Origin of the sequence: Floridaenema aerugineum BLCC-F46 (genome assembly GCF_041929345.1) — a bacterium.
Lineage (GTDB): Bacteria > Cyanobacteriota > Cyanobacteriia > Cyanobacteriales > Aerosakkonemataceae > Floridanema > Floridanema aerugineum.
Genome location: NZ_JBHFNQ010000186.1, coordinates 26344 through 37815, shown reverse-complemented (window position 1 = coordinate 37815; position 11472 = coordinate 26344). Strand labels below are relative to the sequence as shown.

General features: G+C 39.3%; 8 protein-coding genes. 5 read left to right on the top strand and 3 right to left on the bottom strand.

What is annotated here, in order from left to right; genetic code table 11:
• Positions 1 to 251 precede the first annotated feature (251 nt).
• On the bottom strand, positions 252 to 833 hold the full coding sequence (locus tag ACE1CC_RS24030; RefSeq protein WP_413272969.1) for a Uma2 family endonuclease: 582 nt from the start codon (positions 831 to 833) through the stop codon (positions 252 to 254).
• A 195-nt stretch (positions 834 to 1028) separates the two neighbouring features.
• Here ACE1CC_RS24030 and ACE1CC_RS24025 point away from each other — a divergent pair, with 195 nt between their 5' ends.
• Positions 1029 to 1670 carry a Uma2 family endonuclease gene (locus ACE1CC_RS24025; protein WP_413272968.1) on the top strand — a complete coding sequence of 214 codons (642 nt, stop codon included), beginning with the start codon at positions 1029 to 1031 and terminating at the stop codon, positions 1668 to 1670.
• A gap of 154 nt (positions 1671 to 1824) precedes the next feature.
• Here ACE1CC_RS24025 and gyrB read toward each other — a convergent pair whose 3' ends face one another.
• Positions 1825 to 3762 (bottom strand): DNA topoisomerase (ATP-hydrolyzing) subunit B, encoded by a 1938-nt coding sequence (gene gyrB / locus ACE1CC_RS24020; protein ID WP_413272967.1) that lies wholly within the window; start codon positions 3760 to 3762, stop codon positions 1825 to 1827.
• 197 nt (positions 3763 to 3959) lie between these two features.
• Here gyrB and miaA point away from each other — a divergent pair, with 197 nt between their 5' ends.
• Positions 3960 to 4877, top strand: a complete 918-nt coding sequence (miaA, locus tag ACE1CC_RS24015) for a tRNA (adenosine(37)-N6)-dimethylallyltransferase MiaA (RefSeq protein ID WP_413272966.1) — start codon at positions 3960 to 3962, stop codon at positions 4875 to 4877.
• Positions 4878 to 5198: 321 nt separating this feature from the next.
• Here miaA and ACE1CC_RS24010 read toward each other — a convergent pair whose 3' ends face one another.
• Positions 5199 to 5924 carry a Uma2 family endonuclease gene (locus ACE1CC_RS24010; protein WP_413272965.1) on the bottom strand — a complete coding sequence of 242 codons (726 nt, stop codon included), beginning with the start codon at positions 5922 to 5924 and terminating at the stop codon, positions 5199 to 5201.
• Between the two features lie 193 nt (positions 5925 to 6117).
• On the opposite strand from ACE1CC_RS24010, the gene ACE1CC_RS24005 reads away from it, so the two are divergent.
• The 3 genes from ACE1CC_RS24005 to ACE1CC_RS23995 all read left to right on the top strand — a co-directional run bounded on the left by ACE1CC_RS24005 (position 6118) and on the right by ACE1CC_RS23995 (position 11410).
• Positions 6118 to 8376, top strand: coding sequence for an O-linked N-acetylglucosamine transferase, SPINDLY family protein (locus ACE1CC_RS24005; protein WP_413272964.1), 2259 nt, complete (start codon positions 6118 to 6120; stop codon positions 8374 to 8376).
• A gap of 56 nt (positions 8377 to 8432) precedes the next feature.
• Positions 8433 to 9086, top strand: coding sequence for a carbonic anhydrase (locus ACE1CC_RS24000; protein WP_413272963.1), 654 nt, complete (start codon positions 8433 to 8435; stop codon positions 9084 to 9086).
• A gap of 269 nt (positions 9087 to 9355) precedes the next feature.
• Entirely contained in the window at positions 9356 to 11410 is a 2055-nt protein-coding gene (locus tag ACE1CC_RS23995) for a tetratricopeptide repeat protein (protein WP_413272962.1), read from the top strand.
• Positions 11411 to 11472: the final 62 nt, after the last annotated feature.

Below are 11472 nucleotides of genomic sequence, written 5' to 3'. Positions count from 1 at the left end.
CTTCGCGTCCTTTGCGGTTCAATTAAAATTATTTTTAACCACAGATGAACACAGATGGGGTTTTTGGTTGGTATCAGAGATTTGGCTTTTTTTCAACGCAGATGAAAGCAGATGAACGCGGATGAACGCAGATATGCTGTAGGGACACGGCATGATTAAAATTTGGTTCTATACCAATATATTTATGATGCCGTGTCCCTACAAAAACGTTCGCCATTTCAGATCAGCATCATAATAATTACAGATGGCTTTTAATTATCCCAAATCGGTTGTAAATTCAACACAAATCCCGGTAACACATCCTCACCCGATAAACTCAAAACACCCTCTAACCTCTCCACTTCTCGATTCATCCGAAAAACTTCCACCGTCCGACTTTTCGGAATAATCAACCAACCCAAAAGTAACCCATTTTCTAAATATTCCTGCATCTTCAGACGCACCTCTGCCAAATCATCCGTCTCCGAAACCAATTCCACCACAAAATCAGGACAGATTGGCAAAAACTTCTTTCTTTGTTCTGCTGTCAAAGCTTCCCATTTCGCAATTCTAATCCATGCCACATCAGGAGAACGAGTCGCGCCATTTGGTAAGCGAAAACCTGTGGAAGAATCAAAAGCTTTTCCTAATCGAGTTTGACGATTCCAAATACCCAAATCAACGTCAATCTCGAAATTGCGATTTCCCGTTTCTCCCCCCGTTGGCGGCATAATAATTAATTCTCCTTTAGCTGTCAATTCCAATCGTAAATTGTCATTCGCCGCCGCTAATTCGGCAAACTTTTCGTCAGTCAATTTCACGACATGAGCTAAATTTAAAGTGACACTGTTCATTGTGGTTTACTGTGTCGGTTTGTTAAGGTAGCAGAATCAAGGTTACTATATTGTAAACCTTTTCTAGCTATGATTAAAGGAGAGATTTGAGGCTAAGGGCGAAGCATTCGGACATGAAATCTAGGGTTTGAGTAGATAAATTGTCGCCCGAATGCTTCGCCCCTACAAAGCATTATCGGTTCAATCTAAAATCCCATGACTCTTGGAATTTCTATTGTTAAACCTGTTAACCAAATTCAGCTATCTCCCGGTAGTGTAGTCACTATTCCGAATGTGAATTGGCAGGAGTTTGAAGCCATTTTACAGGAAATGGGAGAAAAGCGTTCTTCTCGTATTGCTTACAGCAATGGTTGGTTAGAAATAATGGTTCCTCTACCTGAACATGAGAAACCAAAAGAATTAATTTCGGATATGGTAAAAATTTTGCTGAGAAAGTTAGGTAGAAAATATGAACCTTTTGGTTCCACAACTTTTAAGAAAGAAAATGTCGCTGGAGTCGAACCAGATGCTTGTTTTTATATCCAGAATTACCAAAAAATGATTAATCGCCGCCGACTCCAACCTGACGATCCTCCACCTGATTTAGCGATCGAATCCGATGTTACTTCTAAAACTACTCTTGATGCTTATGAAGCGATCGCAGTTCCCGAATTATGGGTTTATGCTAATAGCAAATTAACAATTTATTTATTGACAAATGGACAGTATATTGCTTCAGAAACTAGCCCTGATTTTCCCTCTATTCCCCTAACTCAAATAATTCCCCAAATTGTAGAACGTTCTTGGCAAGTAGGCACAGTAGAAGCATTAACAGAATTTGAAAGAATCATCGCTTGATCCCCCTAAATCCCCCTTAATAAGGGGGACTTTGAATCTATTTGAATCTTTTTCCCCTTTGTTAAGGGTAAATTTGAATCAATCCGGTTCCCCCCTTGTTAAGGATAAATTTGAATCCGGTTCCCCCCTTGTGTTTTGGGGGGTTAGGGGGGATCTAAATATCCAAATCAGTCAGGTTCAATTTTGGCCCGTAGGTTTCAATGAATTCGCGTCTGGGTGCAACACGATCGCCCATTAAAATAGTAAAAATGCGATCGGCTTCCGCTGCATCTTCAATTTCCACCTGTTTCAAAGTCCGAGTTTCTGGATTCATTGTAGTGTTCCAGAGTTGTTCGGGCATCATTTCACCTAAACCTTTGAACCGCTGAATTGTGTATTTAGCGTTGCTAGGAAAGGCGCGAATTAATTCTTGCAATTCGCGATCGCTATAACAGTAATCATGATTCTTTCCGCGCTCAACTTTGTACAATGGAGGACAAGCAATATAGATATACCCTTGTTCAATTAATGCCCGTTGATAGCGGTAGAAAAATGTTAGCAATAGCGTGCGGATATGGGCCCCATCTACGTCAGCATCAGTCATAATTACAATGCGGTGATAACGCAATTGGGAAGAGTCGAATTCTTCACCTTTAACGCCTAAACCTAAAGCAGTAATTAATGCTTGAATTTCCGTATTTTTGTAGATTTTGGCATCGTCGGTTTTCTCAATGTTGAGGATTTTTCCGCGCAAAGGTAGGATGGCTTGATTACGTCTATCTCTTCCTTGCTTTGCACTTCCGCCCGCAGAGTCACCTTCTACAATATAAATTTCAGATTCGGCGGGATCTCTTGAGCTACAATCTGCTAATTTACCGGGTAAAGGTGAGGATTCTAAAACTGATTTGCGGCGGACTAAATCACGGGCACGTCTTGCAGCTTCGGCGGCTTTAAAGGCTTGAATTGCTTTTTCTAAAATTGCATCAGCAACGGGGGGACGAAATTCTAAATACTCGGTTAATGCTTCGCCGACTAAACCTTCAACTATTCCCCGGACTTCTGGGTTGCCTAATTTGGTTTTGGTTTGTCCTTCAAATTCGGGGTCTGGTACTTTTACGGAAATGACTGCGGTTAAACCTTCGCGAATGTTTTCTCCGGCGAGGTTGGCATCAGCTTCTTTTAGTTTATTGCGTTTTCTGGCGATCGCATTCATCGTCCGCGTCAACACCGCTTTCAAACCTTCTAAATGTGTCCCACCGTCAATGGTGCGGATGTTATTCGCAAAGCCTAAAAGATTATCTGAGTAAGCATCAGTACACCATTGTAATGCTATTTCTAATTGCACATTATTCCGCTCTCCCTGCACGAAAATAATCTCTTCATGCAAGGGTTGTTTTTCGCGGTTCATGTATGCAACATATTCACGAATTCCACCTTTGTATTCGTAGCTTTCTACTTTAGGAACACCGCTTTTCAGGAATTCTAAACGGTTATCAGTAAAGGTAATTTTTACTCCAGCATTTAGGTAAGCTAATTCGCGTAAGCGGGCGGATAAAGTTGTATAATCAAACTCTATGCCAGAGGTGAAAATTTGCTGGTCGGGACTGAATGTTACTGAAGTTCCAGTGCGATTTTCTTTAATTGGTTCAGCCTGCAATTCGGTGACAGGAACACCACGTTCAAAGCGTTGTTTATGTACTTTCTTTTCTCGCCATACTGTAACTTCTAAATACTCGGATAAAGCGTTAACTACGGAAACCCCAACGCCGTGTAGTCCCCCGGAAACTTTGTAACCGCCGCCGCCAAATTTGCCTCCAGCGTGGAGAACTGTTAAAACCGTTTCTAATGCTGACTTGCCTGTGCGAGGATGGATATCTGTAGGGATACCCCGCCCGTCGTCTGTCACTGTCACTGAACCATCGGCGTTCAGGTCGATTTCAATATGAGTGCAATAGCCAGCCAGCGCCTCATCGATCGAGTTGTCTACTACCTCGTAAACTAAATGATGGAGTCCCCTTGGCCCCGTTGACCCAATGTACATTCCCGGTCTTTTGCGTACCGGTTCCAGTCCTTCCAGAACTTGAATCTGCTCGGCGCTGTAACTGCTTGTCATAATCAGGATTTCTCCAATAATGGCTTTGAGCCGTCTACTGACCCAAAAGGGAAAAAACACTCCAAAATTCTAGCACAAAAGGCTTACTGGCGACCGTAGCCCAAACTGATGAAAAATTTATTTAGGGGATTGACTCCTTTAAATGAATGCTCTTGAGGAAGGGTTTCACAACAATTAAATCTCAAATCTCAAATCGAATGAGTGACTACCAACCAGCTTTAATTACTATTTGTGGCGCAACGGCGACGGGGAAATCCGGGCTAGCTTTGGCTTTGGCGCAACGGCTGAATTCAGCAATTCTAAGTGCAGACTCTCGTCAAGTGTACCGCGAATTTGATATTGGTACAGCAAAACCTTCTTTGTTTGAGCAAAAGTTAGTCCGACATTATTTAATAGATTTTTGTCAACCATGGTTGACATTAACGGTGGCGGATTATCAGGAACAAGCTCAAGCATTAATTAGTGAACAGCAGGAAGCAGGAAGTGTGCCTTTGTTAGTTGGTGGTACGGGTTTATACATTCGTTCTGTGGTGCAGGGTTTGAAAATTCCCCGTGTTGCGCCACAATTGGATTTGCGATCGCAATTAGAAAATCTCGGACAAATTCAACTTTACGCTTTTTTGCAACAAGTTGATCCTGGGGCTGCCCAAAAAATTCACGCTAATGATTTAGTGCGAACTTTAAGAGCATTAGAAGTATTTTACGTCACTGGCAAACCAATTTCCCAACAACAAGGAGAAAACCCGCCAAGTTATCCAATTTTGCAGATTGGTTTAGATTGTAATCCAGAAGATTTGCAAAAAAGGATTGCGCGACGTACTGAAAAAATGATTGCTGATGGTTTGGTAACTGAGGTAGAAAGTTTGTGTGAAAAATATGGTGTTGATTTGCCTTTGCTGAATACTTTGGGATATGCGGAAATTAAGCAATATTTAGCTGGGGGAATTAGCTTGGAAGAAGCGAAAGAATTAACGGTTTTGCATACGCGACAATTTGCGAAACGTCAGCGCACTTGGTTTAGGGGTTATGCTGAGATTGAATGGTTTAATGCTGACGATCCTGATTTATTAGAAAAGGTTTGGCGGCGAATACAGGAGTTCGTTAAAGTTAAATAACTGTGAGATTAAGCGTTTTGATCCCCCTAAATCCCCCTTAGTAAGGGGGACTTTGATCAAGTTAAATAACTGTGAGCTTCAGTATTGTAGATCCCCCTAAATCCCCCTTAGTAAGGGGGACTTTGAATCAAGTTAAATAACTGTGAGCTTCAGTATTGTAGATCCCCCTAAATCCCCCTTAGTAAGGGGGACTTTGAGTTAAGTTAAATAACTGTGAGATTAAGCGTTTTGATCCCCCTAAATCCCCCTTAGTAAGGGGGACTTTGAATTTTTGTTCCCCCCTTATTAAGGGGGGTTAGGGGGGATCTAACTGACAATGTTTTAACTAATGGTATCAGGATTAATCCCTAAATTTCGCAGTTGTTCTGCTAGTAGTTGGGCACGTCGTTCCGCTTCCGAAGCTCTATGTTCAGCTTCGGTGGCGCGTTGTTCAGCTTGCCAATTACGTTCATCGCCAGTAGGAAGAATGTTACCTTGTCGATCGCACCAACGCAACCAAGTATCCCGGCTACCTTCAAATTCTCCTTCCCACAAAGTTACACCTAAATCAACTTGTTCTAACCAATTTTCCGAAATTTCAAAATAACGCATTCCCCGCAATTCAAAAACACGCAAAGGCGAATCACTTAACTGCCGAATTGGGTCATGTACAATATAGTAACTCACACGGATTTGAGCATAAATATTTAGTTTCTCACCTAGTTCTTCTCCTTCTCGGTTAGATACAATTTCAATTACAAGTTCTGGTGGTTTTCCAAACTTCCAAACAAAGTAACTGCGGTTTCTTTTTTCCCACCAGTTTTCCGGTGGTTGGACATTCAAACTAACAAAGACATCAGGGACAATTGGCGGCGCATCGGTACTATGAAAAATGCCAACATTGGATGATGATAAAAAAGTTCTTCCTTGCCAAGAACTATAGAGAGAACTGGTAAGCAACCGTTGTTCTTTTTCCGAAAAGAGGTTATCCACAGGCGTATCGTTTTCTGTGACTAAATTACTGACATCAGGTTCGTAATAATCAGTTGTTAAAGCTTGTTCACCCATTGGTTTATACCCTTGGTGTTGCTGTCTTTCTCTTTAGTTTAGTTGATGAATGGGTTAGTTTGCGATCGCATTCTTTCTCTGTGTTCTCTGCGCCTGGAGCGGTTTAAAACTTTTACTTTTTACTTATCCGAATTTTTAGGCATAATAATTTGGTAAAATTACTACTAAATAGCTAAAGTAAAGAGTGAATATCGTGGATAGCATTTATCAAGAAGCCTTAACCTTACATCAGCAACAGCAATTTACCGCAGCTGAGTCAAAGTATAGAGAATATTTAACAGGAAATAGCGATCGTGCTGAAGCTTGGTTAAACTTGGGTATACTTTACTATCAAACAGAAAATTACCCGCAAGCGCAAGAAGCTATTTATAAATCATTAGAAATTGATGCGGTAAATGCTCAAGCATATTATGTACTTGGTTGTTGTTTGGAACCAACAGGTAATTTACCGGAAGCAATATCAGCTTACGAAAATGCGATCGCCATTAATCCCACCCTAACTGATGCTTACAATAACTTAGGGAATCTCCTCTTTCAAACCGGAAAAATTTCCGAAGCGTCAGCGGTTTTTCGGCAAGCAATAGCTACTAATACTCAGCATTTTGGCAGTTATATTAATCTAGGAAATCTCTTAATCCAACAAAATCAAATTGACTCGGCTATTGATGTATATCAAACGGCGTTAAAGTTAAATCCCCAAAACCCTGATATTTTATATAATTTAGAAATAGCTGTAAATCTGCAAAATAGTCCGGCTTATATTCGAGAAACTGCTAACAAGCTTTACCAAGAGGGAAGGTATGAAGAAGCGATCGCTAAATATCAACAATTTTTAGCAACTAGAACTAGAGACGCAACGGTTTATTTGGCTATTAGTGAATGTTATAAAAGTCTCGATCGCCCAGCAGAAGTTATTCATACCTTAGAAGAAGGAATTCGCCTTTATCCTACAGCAGATCAACTACATTTTACTCTAATTACATATTTGCAAACCACCGGAAAAACTGAAGAAGCAGTTGCTTGTGCAGAAGCCGCTACTCGGCTTTTTCCTGAAAATTATACTTTCAAAATTCTTAGTAAATTAATGTTACCTTTAGTCTACGATACCGAAGATGAAATTAATTATTATCGGCAAAGGTTTGCTCAAGGACTAGAAAGTTTAATTCAAGAAACTACCTTAGAAACTACAGAAGATAAACAGAACGCTGGGAAAGGTTTAATTTGTATTACTACCTTTTATTTAGGTCATCAAGGATTAAATGTTTTAGACTTGCAGCAACAATGGGGAAATTTAATTCATCGAATTGTAGCCGCAAATTATCCTCAGTGGGTGCAACCTTTAGCCATGCCACCATTGAAAGAAAACGGGAAAATTAGAGTTGGTTATGTTTCCCATTATCTACATTCTTATAGTGGGACTTTGTGGTTAACTGGTTGGTTGAAACATGGCGACAAAGAAAAGTTAGAAATTTACTGTTACTATACAGGTAATGATCCTGATTATATCACTAAGCAATTTTATGATTTCAGCGATAAATTTCATCATATTCCTGGTGATTTTACAGCAGTTTGTCAACAAGTAATAGCTGATAAATTACAGATTTTGGTGTTTCCCGAAATTGGCATGGACTCGCAAACAGTTACTATGGCTGGCTTGCGTTTAGCGCCTGTGCAATGTACAGCTTGGGGACATCCAGTTACTTCGGGAATACCAACAATTGACTACTTTTTATCTAGCCAATTGATGGAACCAGAAAATGCTCAAGATCATTATTCTGAAAATCTAATTTTGTTACCAAATATTGGCGTATCCTACCCAAAACCTAGAGATATTCCAGAATTGACAAAAACCAGAGCGGATTTTGGATTATCGGATAATGATGTATTATACTTGTGTTGCCAAGCACCTTTTAAATATTTGCCGCAACATGATTATATTTTCGCAGAAATTGCTCGTAGCATCCCGCAAGCTAAGTTCATTTTCCTGCGAGGTGAATTACTGAAAAAACGGCTGGAACGTGCTTTTGCTCAATTAAATTTACATTATGAAGATTATTGTCTATTTCTTAATATTCCGACTCGACCAGATTATTTAATGATAAATTTACTTTCGGATGTTTTTTTAGACACTATAGGTTGGTCGGGGGGAAATACTTCTTTGGAAGCGATCGCGTGCAATTTACCGATTGTCACCCAGCCTGGTGAATTTATGCGGGGTCGTCATGCTGATAGCTTTTTAAAAATGATCGGAGTTACAGAAACGATCGGCAAAAACGAAGCAGAATACATCGAAATTGCTGTTAAACTAGGTTTGAATAATCAGTGGCGGCAGGAGGTAGCCCAGAAAATTAAAACTAATCATCATCTCCTTTTTGATGACCAAGTTTGTGTGCGAGCATTAGAAGAATTTTCTGCTCAAGTTGTACAACAAAACACTTTTCCCAAAAGCTAATATTAGGTATATTAAAAGCTCATAAACAGTTAGCAACAAAAACCCCAAATTGACTAATGCGAAAACTAATTAGAGGATTACGAGAATTCCAATCCAACTACTTTACCAGCCATCGAGAATTATTTGAGAAGCTCTCAGAAGAACAGCATCCAAGAGCCTTATTTATTACCTGTTCTGACTCCCGCATCGATCCAAATTTGCTCACCCAAACTGAGCCAGGTGAACTATTTATTATTAGGAACGCAGGTAACATTATTCCCCCTTACGGTGCCGCTAATGGTGGGGAAGGAGCAGCAATAGAATATGCTGTAGTAGCTTTAGGAGTTAAACAAATTATTGTCTGTGGTCACTCTAATTGTGGAGCAATGAAAGGGTTACTGCAAATAGGCAAACTAGCTGAAGAAATGCCGTTAGTTTATGATTGGTTGAAACACGCAGAAGCTACTCGCAGGTTGATCAAAGAAAATTATCAGAACTACGAAGGTAAGGAACTTTTGGATGCTACAATTGAGGAGAATGTTTTCACTCAAATAGAAAATTTACGCACCTACCCAGCGATCCATTCCAAACTTCACAAAGGCGAATTGAGCATCTACGGTTGGATTTATAAAATTGAAACTGGTGGGGTTTTTGTTTACAGCATGGAAAGATGTAATCTTCAAGCAAAACATGATGAAATAGAATTTTCCTTAGCAGAAAATGCTGTATAATCAAGTGATTTTAATATTCTGGGAATCAGTGTTATGTAATGAAATTAGACAAGCAAGCACTAGCATTAATATTGTTCCATATAGTTAAGTTCAAAAATTGCTCAACTGTAGGCAGGAAGAAATTTCTTTGCTGCTCAATTCTTGCTTAGACAAAAAAATTGTAATTAAGCGCGAATCTTCAGCCAGAGGTATTTTCATAGACAAGTCTTACCTCACTGCCACCAAAAAAAACTATCCTTTGAGAGAGTGAGGCTGAAGATCGTATCGCTATGTGTCAAAATCAGGGTAAGAATGCAGTAACAGTGCTGGTAGATGACTGTAACCTAATGCTTGGAAAAACGCTGCGTGGACGCTACCAAATTATTCGCCAGTTAGGAAGTGGGGGGTTTTCAACAACATTTGTGGCCCAAGATCTCGATCTCCCTGGTCAACCGCTGTGTGTTGTTAAACAGCTAAAATCAAATGATTCAGATCCCTCGATTTTACAGACAGTTAGGCGCTTATTCGATACAGAAGCACAGGTACTTTACCGCTTGGGAAAACACGAGCAAATTCCCCAACTTTATGCACATTTTGAGGAAAACCAAGAATTTTATTTAGTTCAGGAATATATTGAAGGAGAAGATTTAGGTCAAGAATTACTTACGGGTAAAACGTTGAATGAATCTCAATTAATTGGTTTTTTGCAAGATGTTTTACGAACTTTAGCTTTTGTACATGAGCAAGATGTAATTCATCGAGATATTAAGCCTTCAAATTTAATTAGAAGACAGAAAGATGGCAAAGTAGTGTTAATTGACTTTGGCGCAGTTAAGGAAATCAGAAGTTTGGTATTGCATTCTGGAGAACAAATGACAGGCACTATATTAATTGGTTCATCTGGGTATATGCCAAGCGAACAATTAAAAGGGAAACCCAGATTTAATAGTGATATTTATGCTGTAGGAGTAACGGCAATTCAATTATTAACTAACCTATCGCCTGAAGAATTTGAAGAAGATGTAGAAACTGGGGAGATGATTTGGCGCGAACAGGCATCAATCAGTAAGGAATTAGCAGTAATTTTAGAAAAAATGGTGCGATCGCATTTTAGAGACCGCTATCAATCAGTTAAAGAAGTACTTTTCGATTTAGAGAAATTAAATAACTACACAGCTTCTCCCACGCAAATATTAATGTCAGGAGAAACTCAACATACTTATTTCAAGAAATCCTCTTATTTGTTGATTATTTTGTTGACATTAGGATTAATTTTTGGGGTTGTCAAACTCTGGAATTCTTGGGAAACTAAAGACTCAGAAAATCCTCCACCAGAAACATTGGTTACACCTCCATTAATTTCCCCAAAAAATGAAGCTGTAGAATTCCTAAAACAAGGAAAGACTTTAATAGAATTACAGCATTATGAAGAGGCAATTACTAGTTTAGATAAAGCCTTGGAAATTGACAGAAAATATCCTGAAGCTTGGGTAAGGCGGGGTCAAGCATTGAGTCAATTACAGAAATATGAAGAAGCACAAAAATCTTATGAAGAAGCTTTGAAAATTAAATCGGAATATTCTCTAGCTTGGTATGAAAGAGGTTTAGCATTAGAAAAATTAAATCGCCACGAACTGGCACAAGAGTCTTTAATTAAAGCGATTGAAATTCAACCTAATTATGCAGAAGCTTGGGATAAGCTAGGAGAAATCCAAATCAAAGAGAAGAAATACCAAGAAGCTTATATTTCTCTAAGTAAAGCCACAGAAATCAAACCAGATTATCGCGAAGCCTGGTATAAATTAGGTGTGGTTTTGAATCAAATAAACCAGCCGAAAAAAGCCTTGGTAGCATTAAATAAAGCTGTAGAGATTGACATAAATTATGAAGAAGCTTGGATAGAGCATGGCTCAACACTAAGCAAATTAAAGCAAAATGAAGAAGCACTTATTTCCTTAGATAAAGCTTTAGAAATTAATTCCCAATTGGCAGAGGCTTGGCAAAAAAGAGGCTACATTTTGGGAGAATTGAAAAGATCTGATGAAGCGATCGCATCTTTAGACAAAGCCATCCAAATTAAATCAGATTATGCGGAAGCTTGGTATCAGCGGGGGGTAATTTTAGCACAGTTGAATAATGATGATGAAGCGATCGCATCTTTAGATAAAGCCACACAAATCAAACCAGATTATGACGAAGCTTGGTATCGTCGGGGACTGATTTTAGAGAAAAAGCAGAAATTCGAGGAAGCGATCGAAGCTTATAATAAAGCTATCCAAATTTGGCCTGCCAATCAAGAAGCAATTACCAAACGCAAACGCCTACGAAGAAGATTAGGACGTTAAATCAATTGTCATACTTTCCTTTTTGCCAGAAATTTTGCACAATAATCTTAAGACTAGTTAGC

Excerpts from the sequence above, each read along its gene's own strand:
- ACE1CC_RS24030 (WP_413272969.1), bottom strand. The coding sequence starts at position 833 with ATGAACAGTGTCACTTTAAATTTAGCTCATGTCGTGAAATTGACTGAC.
- ACE1CC_RS24025 (WP_413272968.1), top strand. The coding sequence starts at position 1,029 with ATGACTCTTGGAATTTCTATTGTTAAACCTGTTAACCAAATTCAGCTA.
- gyrB (WP_413272967.1), bottom strand. The coding sequence starts at position 3,762 with ATGACAAGCAGTTACAGCGCCGAGCAGATTCAAGTTCTGGAAGGACTG.
- miaA (WP_413272966.1), top strand. The coding sequence starts at position 3,960 with ATGAGTGACTACCAACCAGCTTTAATTACTATTTGTGGCGCAACGGCG.
- ACE1CC_RS24010 (WP_413272965.1), bottom strand. The coding sequence starts at position 5,924 with ATGGGTGAACAAGCTTTAACAACTGATTATTACGAACCTGATGTCAGT.
- ACE1CC_RS24000 (WP_413272963.1), top strand. The coding sequence starts at position 8,433 with ATGCGAAAACTAATTAGAGGATTACGAGAATTCCAATCCAACTACTTT.
- ACE1CC_RS23995 (WP_413272962.1), top strand. The coding sequence starts at position 9,356 with ATGTGTCAAAATCAGGGTAAGAATGCAGTAACAGTGCTGGTAGATGAC.